The sequence below is a fragment of the Tersicoccus solisilvae genome (assembly GCF_014643255.1).
Lineage (GTDB): Bacteria > Actinomycetota > Actinomycetes > Actinomycetales > Micrococcaceae > Tersicoccus > Tersicoccus solisilvae.
The window spans coordinates 18,098-34,172 of the sequence record NZ_BMJI01000018.1 but is presented as its reverse complement, the minus strand read 5'-3'; the positions used below and the strand labels follow the sequence as shown (position 1 = coordinate 34,172).

18 protein-coding genes are annotated in these 16,075 nt (G+C 71.9%); 15 read left to right on the top strand and 3 right to left on the bottom strand.

The window, feature by feature from the left end; genetic code table 11:
- Positions 1-14 precede the first annotated feature (14 nt).
- The 3 genes from IEX22_RS12385 to IEX22_RS12375 form a co-directional block, all read right to left on the bottom strand.
- Positions 15-542: a methylated-DNA--[protein]-cysteine S-methyltransferase gene (locus IEX22_RS12385; protein WP_188668725.1), complete on the bottom strand. Its 528-nt coding sequence runs from the start codon at positions 540-542 to the stop codon at positions 15-17.
- A 198-nt stretch (positions 543-740) separates the two neighbouring features.
- Entirely contained in the window at positions 741-1,721 is a 981-nt protein-coding gene (locus IEX22_RS12380; protein ID WP_188668724.1) for a hypothetical protein, read from the bottom strand.
- A 61-nt stretch (positions 1,722-1,782) separates the two neighbouring features.
- Complete coding sequence (locus IEX22_RS12375) at positions 1,783-2,787, bottom strand: alpha/beta hydrolase (RefSeq protein WP_229660010.1); 1,005 nt, start codon at positions 2,785-2,787, stop codon at positions 1,783-1,785.
- A 177-nt stretch (positions 2,788-2,964) separates the two neighbouring features.
- Between IEX22_RS12375 and IEX22_RS12370 the strand changes: the two genes are divergently transcribed.
- From IEX22_RS12370 to IEX22_RS12300, 15 genes are all read left to right on the top strand, one after another.
- On the top strand, positions 2,965-3,912 hold the full coding sequence (locus IEX22_RS12370; RefSeq protein WP_188668723.1) for a DUF6282 family protein: 948 nt from the start codon (positions 2,965-2,967) through the stop codon (positions 3,910-3,912).
- Positions 3,909-4,475, top strand: a complete 567-nt coding sequence (locus tag IEX22_RS12365; RefSeq protein ID WP_188668722.1) for a carboxymuconolactone decarboxylase family protein — start codon at positions 3,909-3,911, stop codon at positions 4,473-4,475. Before IEX22_RS12370 ends, IEX22_RS12365 begins: the two co-directional genes overlap by 4 nt.
- Before the next feature lie 91 nt (positions 4,476-4,566).
- Complete coding sequence (locus IEX22_RS12360; protein ID WP_188668721.1) at positions 4,567-5,937, top strand: MFS transporter; 1,371 nt, start codon at positions 4,567-4,569, stop codon at positions 5,935-5,937.
- The gene (locus IEX22_RS12355) at positions 5,934-6,935 is read left to right on the top strand and encodes a cyclase family protein (protein ID WP_188668720.1); all 1,002 of its coding nucleotides are present in this window, start codon (positions 5,934-5,936) and stop codon (positions 6,933-6,935) included. Before IEX22_RS12360 ends, IEX22_RS12355 begins: the two co-directional genes overlap by 4 nt.
- A 54-nt stretch (positions 6,936-6,989) precedes the next feature.
- A complete protein-coding gene (locus IEX22_RS12350; protein WP_188668719.1) occupies positions 6,990-7,874 on the top strand; it encodes a DUF6282 family protein in 885 nt (294 codons plus the stop codon).
- Positions 7,871-8,656, top strand: a complete 786-nt coding sequence (locus IEX22_RS12345) for an HpcH/HpaI aldolase family protein (protein WP_229660009.1) — start codon at positions 7,871-7,873, stop codon at positions 8,654-8,656. The genes IEX22_RS12350 and IEX22_RS12345 overlap by 4 nt, the downstream gene beginning before the upstream one ends.
- Before the next feature lie 21 nt (positions 8,657-8,677).
- Positions 8,678-9,601 (top strand): cupin domain-containing protein, encoded by a 924-nt coding sequence (locus IEX22_RS12340; RefSeq protein WP_188668718.1) that lies wholly within the window; start codon positions 8,678-8,680, stop codon positions 9,599-9,601.
- Positions 9,598-11,097, top strand: a complete 1,500-nt coding sequence (locus IEX22_RS12335; protein WP_188668717.1) for a flavin-containing monooxygenase — start codon at positions 9,598-9,600, stop codon at positions 11,095-11,097. Before IEX22_RS12340 ends, IEX22_RS12335 begins: the two co-directional genes overlap by 4 nt.
- On the top strand, positions 11,094-11,909 hold the full coding sequence (locus IEX22_RS12330) for an N-acyl homoserine lactonase family protein (protein ID WP_188668716.1): 816 nt from the start codon (positions 11,094-11,096) through the stop codon (positions 11,907-11,909). The genes IEX22_RS12335 and IEX22_RS12330 overlap by 4 nt, the downstream gene beginning before the upstream one ends.
- Positions 11,906-12,793 (top strand): SDR family NAD(P)-dependent oxidoreductase, encoded by an 888-nt coding sequence (locus tag IEX22_RS12325; RefSeq protein WP_188668715.1) that lies wholly within the window; start codon positions 11,906-11,908, stop codon positions 12,791-12,793. Before IEX22_RS12330 ends, IEX22_RS12325 begins: the two co-directional genes overlap by 4 nt.
- Complete coding sequence (locus IEX22_RS12320) at positions 12,790-13,707, top strand: NAD(P)-dependent oxidoreductase (protein ID WP_188668714.1); 918 nt, start codon at positions 12,790-12,792, stop codon at positions 13,705-13,707. The genes IEX22_RS12325 and IEX22_RS12320 overlap by 4 nt, the downstream gene beginning before the upstream one ends.
- Positions 13,704-14,105 carry a cupin domain-containing protein gene (locus IEX22_RS12315; protein WP_188668713.1) on the top strand — a complete coding sequence of 134 codons (402 nt, stop codon included), beginning with the start codon at positions 13,704-13,706 and terminating at the stop codon, positions 14,103-14,105. Before IEX22_RS12320 ends, IEX22_RS12315 begins: the two co-directional genes overlap by 4 nt.
- Entirely contained in the window at positions 14,102-14,503 is a 402-nt protein-coding gene (pcaC, locus tag IEX22_RS12310; RefSeq protein ID WP_188668712.1) for a 4-carboxymuconolactone decarboxylase, read from the top strand. The genes IEX22_RS12315 and pcaC overlap by 4 nt, the downstream gene beginning before the upstream one ends.
- Positions 14,493-15,371 (top strand): NAD(P)-dependent oxidoreductase, encoded by an 879-nt coding sequence (locus IEX22_RS12305; protein ID WP_188668711.1) that lies wholly within the window; start codon positions 14,493-14,495, stop codon positions 15,369-15,371. The genes pcaC and IEX22_RS12305 overlap by 11 nt, the downstream gene beginning before the upstream one ends.
- The gene (locus IEX22_RS12300; RefSeq protein WP_188668710.1) at positions 15,368-16,066 is read left to right on the top strand and encodes a GntR family transcriptional regulator; all 699 of its coding nucleotides are present in this window, start codon (positions 15,368-15,370) and stop codon (positions 16,064-16,066) included. Before IEX22_RS12305 ends, IEX22_RS12300 begins: the two co-directional genes overlap by 4 nt.
- Positions 16,067-16,075 lie beyond the last annotated feature (9 nt).

The window sequence follows — 16,075 nt, the reverse complement described above, 5'->3', positions numbered from 1 at the left end:
TGTGCAGCGGCGGGTCAGAACAGGCGGGCCGCCCGGACCTCGGCCGGCTCTTCCAGGGCGAGCAGGGTGCGCTTGCGGTCCAGGCCGCCGGCGAACCCCGTGAGGGAGCCGTCCGCGCCGACCACGCGGTGGCACGGGACGACGATGCTCAACGGGTTGTGCCCCACGGCCTGGCCGACCCGCTGGGCGAGTTGCGGGTTGCCGAGCGCGAGCGCGATCGCCCCGTACGTCGTGGTCTGCCCGTACGGGATGTCGCGCAGGATCGTCCAGACCTGCTCCGAGAAGGCGTCGCCGTTCGTGCGCAGGAGCACGTCGAAGCGGGTCCGCCGGCCCTCGAGGTACTCGCGCACCTGGGCGGCGGTCGTGCTGATCAGGCCGTCGTCGGCCTCCTCGACGCGCTCACCCGAGTCGGCGGCCGCCGGTGGGTACCAGTGCCCCGGGAAGTAGATGCCGACGACCGCGTCGTCCTCGGCGATGATCAGCAGATCACCGAGGGTGGTCGGCGCGAACGCGTGGCGGCGGGTGGTGATGGCGTTGCTCATGTCGGGGGTCCCTCCCATTTCCATTCTCCCCGGTAGACGCGCCGGGCCCGAGGAACGTGAGGGGGCGCGCGCATGAGCTGCCGGATGTCGGTGACCTTGATAGTCATCGCGTCCCCTCTTCCATCCGCACACGACGTGTCCAGCGTTCGCTGACGGCGCTGACGAGGACGACGGCCGCCCGGATGGAATGCCGCAGGCCTATCCCGCGGAGAGCCGGAGCAGCATCGAGGCCACCTCGAAGCGGGCCCGGCCGACGGGGGTCCGCGGGTCGTAGCCGAGGTCCCGGCTGAACGCCTCGTGGCGGGACTGCAGGGTGGAATGGTGCATGCCCATGCTCGCGGCGGCGGACCGTACGCTCTCGGCGTGGGCGAGCGTGGCGAGCACCGACCGGGTGTGCGGGTCCAGCGCGGCCAGTGCGCGGACGTCGGACAGCTCCCCGGCCTGTGCCTCCACGGCGAGAACCGCATCGAGCAGGGCGCCGAGCGCCTCGGCATCCACCACAGGAGACTGCGCGTCGGTGAGCCGGTACGCCGCCAGAGCGGTCCGCCAGGACGCGGCCAGCTCGATGCCGGAGCCGAGCCGGCCCAGGCCGCCGCCGCGGATCTCGGTGCGGGCCGTGCCGATCCACACGCGCACGACGCCGTACGCCGTGGCGATGAGAGCCGACGGTCCGGGTGCCTGCACGTCCGGTGCGACGGCGACGGCGCGGACGCGGGTGGACGGACCGAGGCGCAGCCGCGTCGTGGCGGCGGCCCGCTCGGCGACCGAGCGGGACGCGTCGACGACCGTCTCCAGGGCGTTGTCGGGAAGCACCAGGCGGCGAGCCCGTACGGAGGCGACGGCCAGGGCGAGGCGTTCGAGCACCAGTGAGTCGTTGACGTGGGCATCGCCCTCACGTTCGAGCCAGACGCGTGCGGCGTCGTCGACGTCGACCCCGTCCCAGGCGCCGGCCGGACTGGGCTCCGGTTCGTCGGTGAGACGCCGTCCGGAGGACTCGACGCGGATCGTGCCGTCGGGAGCGCTCATGCCCGCGACGGTGCCGGACAGTGCCGCCGCCCCGCGGACCAGGGTCTCCAGATTCACCCCCCCGGCGACCAGAGCGTCGAAGTAGGAGATGACCTTCAGACTCTGACTCACCGAGGGATCGAGGGACGTGACGCGCCCCATCAGCTCCTGCATGCACGGCTCCTTCGCACGTCCTCGCCGATCATCCTGCCACGGGGCCCGAGCGGCGTCACGCTCACTCGCCGAGCAGGCGGTGCACCCATCGGTCCCGGGCCTGGACCATCTCCCGGGAGAGTGCGGCCTGCGGCGCGTAGCCCTCGAAGGCGTGGAACCCGCCGGGCCACACGTGCAACTCCGCCTGTCCGCCGGAGGCCCAGAGGGCACTGGCGTAGGCGACGTCCTCGTCCCGGAAGACCTCGGCGCTGCCGCAGTCGATGAACGCGGGCGGAAGGCCGGAGAGATCGGTGGCCCGCGCGGGGGCGGCGTAGATCGACACGTCGTCGGTGGCCCGCCGGTCGCCGAGCAGCGCGGTCCAGCCCGTGAGGTTGCTGCCCCGGTCCCACACGCCGACGCCGTCGATCTGGGCACTCGAGACGGTGCCGTCACGGTCGTCCAGCATCGGGTACATGAGCAGCTGGCCCATCAGCGGGGGCAGCCCCCGGTCCCGCATCAGCAGGGTGACCCCGGCCGCCAGGCCGCCGCCCGCACTCGCCCCCGTGATCAGCACGCGGGACGGGTCGATGCCCAGTTCGGCTGCGTGCGTCTGGAGCCAGACCAGGCCGCGATAGCAGTCCTCCACGGGGTAGGGGTCCGGGTACTCCGGCGCGAGACGGTATTCGAGGGAGACGGCCACGGCCCGGTAGCGGTGCAGCCAGTCGAAGAGGGCGGCCACGCCGGACCACCGGTCGCCGACGATCATGCCGCCGCCGTGCAGGTGGTAGATGCCCGGGCCGACGCCGGTGCGGCCCTCCGCCTCCAGGACGGTGACGACGACGTCGTCCCCGTCGTGTCCGGGGATGACGAGGTCACGGCTGCGGATGCCGGCGTCCCGGGCCATCTCCGGCGTCACCCGCAGCCGGGGATTCTCCCGCATCGGTCCGATCATCCGCTCGGTCACGGTCGGCGGCACGCCGTCGGCGAGGGTGGTCAGGGCGGCCTCCAGCTCGGGGTCGAACGGCGGGCGGGCCGGCATCGAGGCCAACGCCCCACCCGTCGTCTCCGTGGTGCTGTTGTGCTCCATGGGCACCCCTTCCTGGTCACGCGGACCGGTCGATTCATCTTGACGGATGAGCCCCGCGGGCCCCACCGCCAGATGGCCGGAAAGTCGCTCGATGTGCCCGCCACGTGGCGCGATATCGGAATGTACGACGGTCTTACGATGACGACGTCGATGATGACGATGGAAACGGAGACCCCCGTGGATGACCCCGCGCTGACCCCCTCGTTCGAGGATGCACTGCCGCCCGACTTCGGCAGATTCCTCGAGGGTGCGATCGATCTGCACGTGCACGGCCAGCCCGATCTGGCCGAGCGGGCGCAGAACCGCGGCGACGACGCGGCCGTCGCCCGGCTCGCTCGGGCCTACGGCATCCGGGGCTGGGTGCTCAAGTCGCACCTGTGGCCGACGATGGACCGCGCGCGGTCCGTGCAGCAGTCCCTGGGAGACACCGACTTCCGGGTGATCGGCAGCATCACGCTGAACCCGCAGGTCGGCGGTGTCGACCCGACCATCGTCGAGTGGGCCGCCGACCACGGCGCCGGGGTGGTGTTCATGCCCACCTGGGGTGCCCGCGCCGACGTCGACCGGTGGGGTTACATCTCCATGCTGCTCGAGCGGCAGACCCCGAACTTCCGGGACTGGGCCGAATCCCACGCCATCACCGTCGCCAGGGACGGCGAGCTGACGCCCGCCGCCGAGGACGCCGTCCGGGCCGCCATCTCCCGCGACATGCTGGTCGCGACCGGTCACCTCGGGCTCGAGGAGAGCCTGGCCGTCGCCCGGCTCTGCCAGCAGCTGGGCCGGCCGGCGATGATCACCCACCCCCTGCACTTCACCGACGACCCGGGAGAGCTGCGGGTGTTCACCGACCTCGGCGGCATCCTCGAGTTCTCCAGTGCGCCCCTGATCAACCCGGAGTCCCACCACCGTGTGCGGGACGTCGCGGAGGCGATCCGTCTGCTCGGCCCGGAGCACGTGGTGCTCAGCTCGGACGTGTTCTCCCGCTGGGTTCCCCCCGAGCCCGAGAGCCTGCGCAGCTTCACCGAACAGCTGCACTACCTGGGCTTCACCGCGGACGAGTTGCGCACGATGCTCGTCGTCAATCCCCACCGGCTGCTGGGCCTGCCGGTCCCCGGTGCCGCGTGAACCGCCGACTCGGCGACGCCGACGTCCTCCGGCGCTCCGCGGCGGGGCAGGAACTGCTCCGCCGGTTCACGGGTGGTGACCGGGCCGGGCGCGGCACGGACTTCTCCCTGGTGGACGCCGACGGCCGGCTCACCGGTCCGCCGGCCATCTGGCAGCTCAGCCCGGACCTGGGTCTGGCGCTAGAACCCCTCGGTCACACCGTGCGGTTCTCGCTCACGCTGTCGCGGCGCACCCAGGAGATCGTCGTGCTGACCGTCGCCCGGGCTGAGGACAGCGACTTCGAACGGTGGGCCCACGTGCGGGCCGGCCGGGCCGCCGGCCTCTCCGAGGAGGAGATCGCGGCCCTGCTCGAGGGGGAGCCGCAGTTCGCCGACCCGGCCGAGCGGGCCGCCCACGCGCTGACCCGGCGGCTGCTCACCGGTGCCCCGATCGAGGACGCCGCGTTCGACGCGGCCGTGGACGCGCTCGGCCGGCAGGCCGTCGCCGAACTCGTCACCCTCGTCGGCTACTACCGCATGATCGCGCTGCAGTTGCGCGCCTTCGACGTCCGACCCCCCGCCTGACCGGCTCCGGCCGGGCCACGCCTCCACCGACGGGGACCAATGACGGTCCCCGCGCCAGTACAGAATCGCGCCAGTACAGAAAAGGATCATCATGAGCACATCTCCCGGTGTCGACACGTCGACGACCGACCCCACCGTCCGCCGCCGGCGGGCCATCCGGGGCGCCTTCTGGGGCTTCCTCGTCGACTCGTTCGACATCTACCTGCCCTCGATCGCGCTGCTGCCGGCCATGGTGTACTTCACCCGCGGCCTCGACCCGGGACAGACTGCCGTCGTCACCGGCTTCACCCTCGCCACCACCCTCTTCGGTCGGCCGATCGGCGCGATCCTGTTCGGGCACCTGTCCGACCGGCTGGGCCGCAAGCGCGTCGGCGCCATCTCGATGTACGGCTTCGGCGTGACGACGCTGCTCATCGCGTGCCTGCCCGGCGCCGAGCAGATCGGCAGCGTCACCGCGATCAGCCTGCTCCTGCTGCTGCGCTTCATCGACGGGATCTTCCTCGGCGGCGAGTACACCGCGGCCACGCCGATGGCCATCGAGTACGCCCGGCCGGAACGCCGCGGCTTCATCGGCGGCTTCGTGCAGAGCGCCTCGACCATCGGCTACGTCGCCATCGCGGTCTTCACCTTCCTCGCCCTCCAGATCTCGCCCGCGGGCCAGATCAGCTCGCCGTACGTCCAGTGGGGCTGGCGCATTCCGTTCGTCATCGGCGCCGTCTTCGCCTGGGTCGTCGCCCGGTACCTGCGCAAGGACGTCGAGGAGTCGGTGCTGTGGATCGAGACCGAGAAGGCGAAGAACCCGATCCGCGAGATGCTCGGACGCAAGCACATCGTCGCGTTCGCCCAGGTCTTCGTCCTCATGACCGGCGTCTTCTTCATGGTCAACATGGTCGGCTCGGTCATCCCGCAGCTGCTGCTCGGCCGACCGGGCTTCACGGCCAACGACCTGACGCTGAGCATCATCTTCGCGAACATCGTCGTCCCGTTCGCCTACATGCTCGCCGGCCGGCTCAGCGACCGGCTCGGCCGCAAGCCGGTGCTGCTCATCGCGGGCGTCCTGGTGCTGGTCGTCATGTCCGGTCTCTTCGCCGTTCTCGGCAGCGGCGTCGCTATCCCGTTCGCCGGACTCGTGGCCGTCGTGTTCGTGGTCCAGTGCATCAACGGCTTCACGATCGGCACCCTGCCCTCCTACATCAACGAGCGCTTCCCGACCCGGATCCGCTCCTCCGGCTGGGGAATCGGCTACTCGCTCGCCGTCGTCATCCCCGGCTTCTTCGCGGCCTACCAGGCGGGCCTGTCGGCCTTCATGCCGCTGGGCATGACGCCGGTGGTCCTCCTGGTCGTGGCCGGCGTGCTGATTCTCGGCAGTGTCGCCGTCTCGCCCGAGACCCGCGGGATCGACCTGGGCAACGACGACGCGGTCGTCGCCGGCGACGCGCCCGCGATCGAGGTCAAGGCGTGACGACTCGCTCCATCCCGTCGTACCGCGACCTCCTGACGAGGACCGACGCCCCGCCGGGTTCGTCCTGGGGCGTGTTCGGGGCCGGCGACCAGCTGGGCACGCTCAACTTCATCGGACCGGAGGAGACCACCGCCGCGGCCTCCCTGGTCCGGGACGGCCGCGTCTTCGACCTCGACTACCCGCTGAACACGTTCGTGCCCAGCATCGCCGGGACGCGGCCGCCCACCGAACACCACCTGTTCGCCAACAACCCGAACCACCGCGACGACTGGCTCGACTCGTTCTACCTGCAGTCCACCTCGCAGATCGACGGGCTCCGGCACATGCGCCACCCCGTGCACGGGTTCTACGGCGGGGTACCGGACGAGCGGATCACCCCCGCTTCGCCGGACCTGGGCATCCAGCTGGTCGCCGAGCACGGTGTCGTGACGCGCGGCGTCCTGCTGGACCTGCCCCGCTACTTCGCCGATCGGGGCGAGCGGCTGGACGTGACCACCAACCAGCCGATCACGGTCGCTGACCTCCGGGGTGCCGCCGCCCGACAGCAGGTCGACCTGCGGCGCGGCGACGTCCTGCTGATGCACACGGGCTGGGCCGAGGACTACCTCGGCCTCACCCCCGACCAGCAGGACCACCGCCGTCGCCACTGGGGCTCACCCGGTATCGAGCAGAGCACCACGATGCTCGAGTTCCTCTGGGACACGGGCATCGCGATGCTGGCCTCCGACAACGCCGGGGTGGAGGCGTTCCCGGTGAGCCCCGACTCCGGGTTCGTCGACCCCGCGGAACCGCCCGCGGAGCGCGGCCCCAGCCACAACGGCATGCTGCACCGCCCGCTGATCGCCCTGCTCGGGCTCTACCTCGGCGAACTGTGGCGCCTGCACGAGCTGGCCGACGCCTGCGCCGCGGACGGCCGCTACGACGTCCTGCTGACGGCGAAGCCCCTCTCCGTCGTCGGCGGGGTCGGCTCGCCACCGAACGCGATGGCGATCCGATGAACCCGCCCCGCTGACCTGCGACCCGATGACCTGCCACCGAAAGGACCACCGATCATGACCGTTGTGGACGAGCTGCTCGACGGAGCCGTCGACCTGCACTGCCACTCGGGCCCCTCCCCGATGCCGCGCCGCATCACCCACGTCGAGGCGGCGCAGCAGGCCGCCGACGCCGGCTTCCGCGCCATCGTCGTCAAGTGTCACTACCACGACACGGTCACCGACCTGCTGTCGATGCAGCCCCTGCTCGCGGACCTGCCCATCGACGTGTATGGCGGCATCGCGCTGAACAGCGTCAACGGGGGCCTCAACCCGTGGGCCGTGGACCGGTCGCTGAAGATGGGCGGCAAGGTGATCTGGTTCCCCACGATCTCCTCGCACATCCACCTCGAGCACGCCGCGCACCACGCCGAGACCCAGTCCCACTTCCAGCCGCTCGGCATGATGCAGAGCGCGGAGGTCTCGGTGTTCGACGAGGACGGCGGCGTCCGGCCGGAGGTCCGGCAGATCGTGGAGCAGGCGAAGGCGGAGGGCGCGCTGGTCTCCACCGGCCACCTCGACGCCGGCTCCGCCCTGGCCGTGGTCCGCACCGCGCACGACGTCGGCCACGACCGGGTGATCATCAGCCACCCGGACTACGTCTCGGACATCGACCGGAGCCGGCTGGAGGAGATGATCGGGCTCGGCGCCGTCGTCGAGCACGAGGTGGCGATGTACCACCGCGACCACATCTTCCCCGCCGAGAAACTGGTCGACTGGATCCGGACGATCGGCGCCGAGCACACCGTGCTCGGATCGGACCTGGGACAGGTCGGCAACCCGCTGCCGGTCGAGGGCTACCGGGGGCTGCTGCCCCGGCTGCTCGACCTCGGCATCGGGGAGGACGAGATCGACCTGATGATCCGGCGCAACCCGGCCCGGCTGATCGGACTGGACGGGTGAGCGCCCTGAACCTGCCCACCCCGGGGTTCGCCCGCAGCCTCCGGGAGGCCACCCGCACCCTCGTCGGCACCTGGGTGAAGATCCCCGCGCTGGCGACCGTGGAGATCCTCGCCCTCGCCGGCTTCGACTTCGTGGTGATCGACCTCGAGCACGCGCCCTTGGACCTGCCGAGCGCCTACACCGCCACGGTCGTCGCCCAGGCGCACGGCATGAGCGTGCTGGTCCGCGTCTCGGACCGGTCCGGGTCGCAGCTGCAGCGTCTGCTCGACTCCGGCGTCGACGGGATCCTCGTTCCCCGGGTGTCGACGCCGGCGCAGGCGGCGGACGCCGCCGCCGGGATGACCTTCGCCCCTGACGGGGACCGCGGCAACGGCAGCACCTCCCGGGCCGGCCGCTGGGGCGCCATCGACCGCGACCGTTACCTCGCACGCGGCGCGGACGTGCTGCGAGCCGTGCAGCTCGAGGACCGCGCCGCCCTCGATGAGGTCGACGCCATCCTCGACACCCCGCACCTGAACGGGGTGTTCCTCGGGATGGGGGACCTGCAGCTCTCCAGCGGGTTGCCCGAATCCGACCCGGCGATCCAGGCGCTCGTCGACACGCTCCTCGACCGGGCCGCCCAGCGGCAGCTGCCGGTCGGCACCGCGGTCCGGACCGCCCAGCAGGTCGAGGCCGCAGCCGCGCGCGGCTTCGCCTACGTCATGGCCGACAACGACGCCGGAATCCTCCGTGCCGCCGCGACCGACCTCGTCAGCGACATCCACCGGCGCCTCGGCGCCTGAACCACCAGGAAGAGACCACCGATGCCCTACGGCTCCGCAGACCCCCGATCCCGCCTCGCCACCGCGGCGAACCCGGACACTCCCGTCACCGACTACGCCGGGATGGAGTACGCCGAGTTCGCCACGATCCCACCGGCGGTCACCGTCGACGGTCGCGAGGACTGGTACGCCCGGGGACAGAACCTCGTCCTGGGCTGGTCCCGCGTGACCGGCGAGAGCCGCTTCGAGGACCGGGACGAACCGCAGGAGTACGTCCTGATCACGGTCGATCCGACGGTGACGGCGACCGTCGAGGCCGGCGGCGAGACCGTCGAGGTGCCCGGCGAGCGAATGGTCGTCGTGCCGCCCGGGTCCAGCCGGATCCGGGTCCGGGGGGAGGGCCGGGTCGTCCGCCTGGTGCGGGCCACCGCCGAGGACCTCGTCGCCCTGGCGGTCAACCGCGACTCCTACGCGGAGCCGCACCGCAACATCCCGCCGTTCGTGCCGTGGCCGGACCCGGCCGACGGCTACCGGGTCCGTGTGTACGACCTGACCGTGCCCACCCTGCCGGGCTCCCCGTTCCGGCTCTACCGGTGCACGACCGCGATGGTCAACTGGATCGCGCCCCAGGAGGGGCCGCGGGATCCCCGCCGGCTCTCGCCGCACCACCACGACGACTTCGAGCAGTACTCGCTGGTCATCGCGGGGGAGTATGTCCACCACATCCGCTGGCCCTGGACGACCGACCGGACGGTGTGGCGGGAGGACGAGCACCGACGCGTCGGCTCGCCGTCGCTCGCGGTCATCCCGCCGCCGAGCGAGCACACCAGCGAGGCCGTGGACGAGGGCCACCACCGGCTCGTCGACATCTTCTCCCCGCCCCGGCTCGACTTCTCCGCGATGGACGGCTGGGTGCTCAATGCGGCCGACTACCCCATGCCGGCGACCGACGGGGCGACCCCGTGAGCCGGCGTCTGCGCGTCGGTATCATCGGCGCCGGTTTCGGGGGGATGGCGCTCGCCGTCAAGCTGCAGCGACGCACCTCGGCCGATTTCACGATCTTCGAGCAGTCCGCCGGTGCGGGGGGCACCTGGTTCGACAACCGCTACCCGGGCTGCGAGGTCGACATCCCGTCCCACGCCTACTCGTTCTCCTTCTACCGGAAGGACTGGCCCGGCACCCACGCCACCCAGCCGGAACTGCTGGCGTATGCCGAGGAGATCGTCGACCACTTCGGGCTGCGTCCGCACCTGCGCTTGAACACCCGGGTCGACGGCGTCGAGTGGGACGACGCCCGGTCGATCTGGACGCTCACGACGGCGACGGGGGAGCGGCACGAGTTCGACGTCGTCGCCTCCGCCGTGGGCCTGCTCAGCGTGCCGCGCTACCCCACCTGGCCCGGCCTGGACGAGTTCGACGGCCCCGTCTTCCACACCTCGCGGTGGGAGCACCAGCACGACCTGCACGGCAAGCGCGTCGCGGTCGTGGGCACGGGCTCGACGGCGGCGCAGGTGGTGCCCGCCATCGCGCCGATCGTGAAGGACCTGCTGGTCTTCCAGCGCGAGCCGGGCTGGGTGGAGCCGAAGTCCGAGCGGCCCTACACGCCGGCCGAACGCTGGTTCTACCGCACCGTTCCGTTGGCCCAGCGCGTGCACCGGGCCCACCTGTTCTCCGTCGCGAACCGGCGGTTCAAGGCGAACGACGTGACCAGCGCCCGGCAGCAGCAGATGCGTCAGAAGTGCGTCGCGTTCATCAACGAGAGCGTGCACGACCCCGCGACCGCCGCCGCCCTGACCCCGCACTACCCGTGGGGGTGCAAGCGCCCGATCGTCGCGTCCACCTACTACCCGGCGTTCAACCGGGACAACGTGCACCTCGTGCCGCAGGAGGTGGTCAGCGCCACCCCGGGCGGCCTCGTCGACACGACGGGGCGGGAGCACGACGTGGACGTGATCGTCCTCAGCACCGGTTTCCAGCCGCAGGTGTTCCTCTCCTCCGTCCAGGTGCGCGGGACGGCCGGGCGGGACCTGCACGAGACGTGGAAGGAGCGGGCCAGCGCCTACCTGGGCATCACCGTGCCGGGGTTCCCCAACTTCTTCATCCTCTACGGGCCCAACACCAACGGCGGCACCTCGATCATCGCGCAGCTCGAGCGGCAGGCCGAGGTCGTGGTGCGCGCCATCCGCCGGGCCGAACGCAGCGGTGACCGGGTGATCGACACGGACCCGGCGGCGGAAGCGCGCTGGGTCCGGTGGATCGATCGGCAGCTGGCGACCCACGCGTCGGCCATGAACGCCGGCTGCCACAACTACTACACGGTGGCCGGCGGCGCGAACGTGACGCAGTGGCCGCGCACCCATCTGGTCTACCTCATCGTCACGCGGCTCTTCGGCACCGCCGGCCTCCGCTTCCGGAAACCGGCGCCGCGGCCGGCCGCCGTCCCCGAAGGAAGCCGACCGTGAGCCCGGTCTACGAGGTCATCGTCGCCCGGTACGGCACCCGGGTGGGCCGCCGGAGCGAGGTCTACCTCAACTACCCGCTGTACCACGCGGACGACGGCCCGATCGGGATGGACTACTTCGTCTGGGTGGTGCGGGGGGAGGGCCGGACCATCGTCGTGGACACCGGGTTCTCCACCGCAGGCGGCCAGAACCGGGGCCGCACGATGATCGAGCACCCGCTCGACCTGCTCGCCGGCCTCGGGGTCCACCCGGAGGACGCCCCGACGGTCGTCGTCACCCACGCGCACTACGACCACATCGGCAACCTGGCCCGGTTCGACCGGTCCCCGGTGGTCATCGCCGCGGCCGAGCTGGACTTCTGGTCCGGGCGGCACGCGCAGCGGGTCCAGTTCCACCACTCGGTGGAGGACGACGAGCTCGACGCCCTGTTCGCCGCGCGCGACGCCGGCCGCGTCCACGCCTTCGCCGACCGGGTGGAGGTGGCGCCCGGCGTCGACGTCCTCCGGGTCGGCGGCCACACCCCCGGCCAGTCGATCGTCCGGGTCCCGACCCGGGCCGGCATCGTGCTGCTGGCCAGCGACGCCATCCACTACGACGAGGAGTTCGATCACGACATGCCCTTCAGTTCCGTCGCCGACCTGGTGCAGATGTACAGCGGCTTCGACCGCATCCGGGCGATGCTCGACGCCGGCGAGGTGGACCACGTCGTCCCCGGCCACGACCCCGGCACCCTCGACCGGCTGCGCCCGCTCGGCCGCGCCCTGTCCGAGCACGTGCTCACCATCGGTGAGCCCGTGGCGGTGACCGCATGAGCGGCCGCTTCGACGGGCAGGTCGCCGTCGTCACCGGCGCCGGGCGGGGGCTGGGCCGGGCGTCCGCCGAACGGCTCGCCGCGGAGGGAGCACACGTCGTCGCGGTCGACATCGACGAGGACGCGGCGGCCGCCGTGGCGGCGGGCCTGCCCACCGCGTCGATCGCGGTCCGCGCCGACGTGTCCGACGAGGACGACGTCGCCCGCTACACCGCCGCCGCGGTGGACCGCTTCGGCCGCATCGACCTGCACCACCTCAATGCCGGCGTGTTCGGCACCTTCACCCCGCTGCCCGACCTCACCGTCGAGGAGTTCGACCGGGTGCTGGCGATCAACGTGCGCGGCCAGTTCCTCGGGCTGCGGGCCGCCTTCGGCCGGTACGCGGTGCAGGCGGGCGGCGGCGCCGTCGTCGTCACCGCGTCCATCGCCGGGCTGACCGGCAGTGCGGACCTGCTCGCCTACCAGACGTCGAAGCACGCGGTGAACGGGTTGGTGCACGGCGCGTCCGTCTACGGCGGTCCGCTCGGGATCCGCGTGAACGCGGTGGCGCCGGGCATCGTGCCCACCGATCTGTTCGCCGCGGCCCCCACGACCGCGGGCGGCAAGACCGACATGGAGGTGCGGGCCTCCACCACCCCGCTGCGCCGCGCCGGCACGGCCGAGGAGATCGCCGCCGTGGTGGCGTTCCTGCTCAGTGAGGACGCCGCCTACGTGACCGGGCAGATCGTCTCCGCCGACGGCGGCGCGACCGTCGTCAACACCGTGCGGCCGTCGGGCGGCGCGGGCGCCTGGGACGCCGAGGCTCACGACCGCGATTTCTACGACCGCGACGTCGCGGCGGACAGGCTTGCGGACAGGCTTGCGGACAGGAAGGACAGGACATGAGCGAGACACGCGTCGGGTTCATCGGACTCGGCAACATGGGCGGTCGCATGACCCGGTGCCTGGTCACGGCGGGGGTCGACGTCCTCGGCTTCGACGCCCGACCCGAGAGCATCACCGCGTCGGGCGCCCGCGCCGCGGCGTCGACGGGAGCGCTGGTCGACGACGTCGACGTCGTGCTGCTCTCCCTCCCGGACAGCCGGGTCGTGGAGGCCGTGATCGACGGGGAGGACGGCGTGCTGCGGCACGTCCGGCCGGGTCAGGTGGTCGTCGACCTGAGTACCGCCGCCCCGGCGTCGACCCGGCGCATTAACGCCGACCTGGCCGAGCGGGGCGTGGCCTACCTCGACGCCGGGATCTCCGGTGGGGCCGCGGCCGCGGAGAGGGGCGCGCTGACCCTCATGGTCGGAGGGGAGGAGGAGGCCCTGGACCGGGTGCGGCCGGTGCTCGACCACCTCGCCCAGCAGATCCACCACGTGGGTCCCAGCGGCGCCGGGCACACGACGAAGCTGCTCAACAACTTCCTCAACGCCATCGCCCTCTCGGCGACCGCCGAGGTGATGGTGGCGGCGAAGAAGGCGGACCTGGATCTGCAGACGGTCCTCGACGTGCTCAACGCGAGCTCCGGCGTGAACTTCGCGACCCTGAACCGATTCCCCCGCATCATCCACGGTGACTATCTGGAGGGCGGCCTCACCAACACCCTGATGCTCAAGGACGTCACGCTCTACCTCGACCTGCTCGGCAGCCTCGGGGTCGTGAGCCTGAACGCCCCGGGCCCGGTCGCGAGCTTCGGCCTCGCGCGCGCCCTCGGGTACGCCGACGCCATCAGCAACACGGTGGTCGACGCCATCGGCGACGTCTCCGGCGGCGTCCGCCTGCACGACGACGTCGTGGCCGCGGGAGGGACGGCGTGATCCGCGTCCGCCCCGCCGAGCAGGCCGGGACGGCCGGCAAGCCCGGCTCCCGGTTCACCGGGGACGCCTTCGCCTACCTGACCCTGCCGGCGACCGACGGGGTCACGATCAACACCGTGACCTTCGCCCCGGCCGCCCGGACGCACTGGCACTCCCACGAGCGCGGCCAGATCCTCCAGGTGCTCTCCGGCCGGGGGCTGATCCAGACCCGCGGGGAGGAGCCGCTCGTGCTGCGCCAGGGAGACACCGTGTGGATCCCGCCGGGGGAGACGCACTGGCACGGCGCCGCACCGGACTCGTCCCTGACCCACACCGCCATATCCCTCGGCGTCACCGACTGGCTGGAGCCCGTCGTCGACTACCCGGGAGCCGCCCAGGCAGAGGAGACATCGTCATGATCGACCAGCTGAAGACGCACCAGCAGACGTTCGAGGAGGGCCTCGCCGTCCGCCGGGAGGTGCTCGGGGCCGCGCATGTCGACGCGTCGATGCAGGCGACGAGCGACTTCGCCCGGCCGATCCAGGAACTCGTCACCGAGTACTGCTGGGGAGCCGTGTGGACCCGTGAGGGTCTGCCCCGGAAGACCCGCAGCCTCATCAACCTGGCGATGCTGACCGCGTTGAACCGGCCGCACGAGCTGGGGGTGCACGTGCGCGGTGCGCTGACCAACGGGGCGACCGAGGCCGAGATCCAGGAGGTGCTGCTGCAGACCGCCGTCTACGTCGGCGTGCCGGCGGCCCTCGAGTCGTTCCGGATCGCGGACGGCATCCTGCAGGAGCAGCGCGATGCCGGCTGAGGCGGCGCGAGAGCGGCCGATCGGGTTCATCGGGCTGGGCAACATGGGGGTGCCCATGGTGGCCAACCTCGTGCGAGCCGGGCATCCGGTGGTGGCCTTCGACGTCTCGGCCGACGCCCGCGATCGCGCGGCCGCGGTGGGTGCCCGGGTCGTGCCGACGGTCCAGGCGGTGGCCGCCGCGGCGGAGACGATCATTCTCATGCTGCCGAACTCGGCCATCGTGAACGACGTCGTCCACGAGCTCGCGGGCGCCCTCGGCGACCGCACCCTTCTCGTCGACATGAGTTCCTCCGAGCCTCTCAGCACCCGCGAGCTCGCGGGCCGACTGGCCGCGGTGGGTACCCGGCTGGTCGATGCCCCCGTCTCGGGCGGTGTCGCCGGCGCGGAGGCCGGGCGGTTGACCATCATGGCCGGCGGCGAAGCTCCGGACGTCGCCGCCGTCGAGCCGCTGCTCGGGGTCCTGGGCCGCGTGGTCCGGGTCGGACCGGTCGGTGCCGGTCATGCGGTCAAGGCCCTGAACAACCTGCTCTCGGCGACGCATCTGTGGATCACCGCGGAGGCGATGACGGCCGGTGAGCGCTTCGGACTCGACCCGGCTGTCATGATCGACGTGTTCAACGGGTCGAGCGGGCGCAGCGGGTCGACGGAGACCAAGTACCCGCGGTACATCTTGCCCGGTGGTTTCGACTCGGGTTTCGGCCTGCGGCTGATGCTCAAGGACATGCAGATCGCCACCCGCCTCGCCGCGCAGGTCGGGGCGCCGAGCGTGCTGGGCGAGCACGCCGTGGAGCGGTGGAACGCCGCCGCACGGGCCCTCGACCCGGGCGCCGATCACACGCGGGTCGCAGCGTGGCTGGCGGAACGGTGAGCACGCTGGCCGATTCCTGGACGGTGGGCCCGATCGGACGCGTGTCCGCGCCGCTGCGCGCCCAGGTGATCACCGCGCTGCGTCGAGCCATCCTCGATTTCGACCTCAAACCCGGCCAGCGCCTCGTCGAGCGGGAACTGATCGAACGACTGGGTGTCTCGCGCACGACGATCCGGGAGGCGCTGCGGGAGCTGACCAGCGAGGGACTGGTCACGGTGGTGCCCCATCGCGGGGCGATGGTGAGCGCACCGTCGCTCACCGATGCGGCCGACCTGTACGAGGTGCGGGCGTCGCTCGAGTCGCTCGTCACCCAGCGTTTCGTCGAGCGGGCGACCGACGACGACGTCGACCGGCTCCGCGCCGCCGTCGACGATCTCGCCGCGGTCTCCGACGAGGACCACGACATCCGCACGATCCTGCAGGCGAAGGACCGGTTCTACGGCGTGCTCGTCGCCGGCGCCCGCAGTGAAGCGTTGCGGCAACTGCTCGAGGGCATCCAGGCGCGGGTCCAGGTGCTCCGCGCGACCTCGCTGTCCGAGGCGGGACGCGCCCCCGAAGCCGTGCGCGAGTTGCGGGCCGTGCTCGACGCGATCACCCGGCGCGACGCCGACCTGGCGGCCCGCCGGTGCGCCGACCACGTACGCAACGCGGCCGTCACCGCCCTGCACAGCCTGCGCGCGGCGGAGGACGAGTGAACCACCCGC

Excerpts from the sequence above, each read along its gene's own strand:
- IEX22_RS12385 (WP_188668725.1), bottom strand. The coding sequence starts at position 542 with ATGAGCAACGCCATCACCACCCGCCGCCACGCGTTCGCGCCGACCACC.
- IEX22_RS12380 (WP_188668724.1), bottom strand. The coding sequence starts at position 1,721 with ATGCAGGAGCTGATGGGGCGCGTCACGTCCCTCGATCCCTCGGTGAGT.
- IEX22_RS12375 (WP_229660010.1), bottom strand. The coding sequence starts at position 2,787 with ATGGAGCACAACAGCACCACGGAGACGACGGGTGGGGCGTTGGCCTCG.
- IEX22_RS12360 (WP_188668721.1), top strand. The coding sequence starts at position 4,567 with ATGAGCACATCTCCCGGTGTCGACACGTCGACGACCGACCCCACCGTC.
- IEX22_RS12350 (WP_188668719.1), top strand. The coding sequence starts at position 6,990 with ATGACCGTTGTGGACGAGCTGCTCGACGGAGCCGTCGACCTGCACTGC.
- IEX22_RS12340 (WP_188668718.1), top strand. The coding sequence starts at position 8,678 with ATGCCCTACGGCTCCGCAGACCCCCGATCCCGCCTCGCCACCGCGGCG.
- IEX22_RS12325 (WP_188668715.1), top strand. The coding sequence starts at position 11,906 with ATGAGCGGCCGCTTCGACGGGCAGGTCGCCGTCGTCACCGGCGCCGGG.
- IEX22_RS12320 (WP_188668714.1), top strand. The coding sequence starts at position 12,790 with ATGAGCGAGACACGCGTCGGGTTCATCGGACTCGGCAACATGGGCGGT.
- pcaC (WP_188668712.1), top strand. The coding sequence starts at position 14,102 with ATGATCGACCAGCTGAAGACGCACCAGCAGACGTTCGAGGAGGGCCTC.
- IEX22_RS12305 (WP_188668711.1), top strand. The coding sequence starts at position 14,493 with ATGCCGGCTGAGGCGGCGCGAGAGCGGCCGATCGGGTTCATCGGGCTG.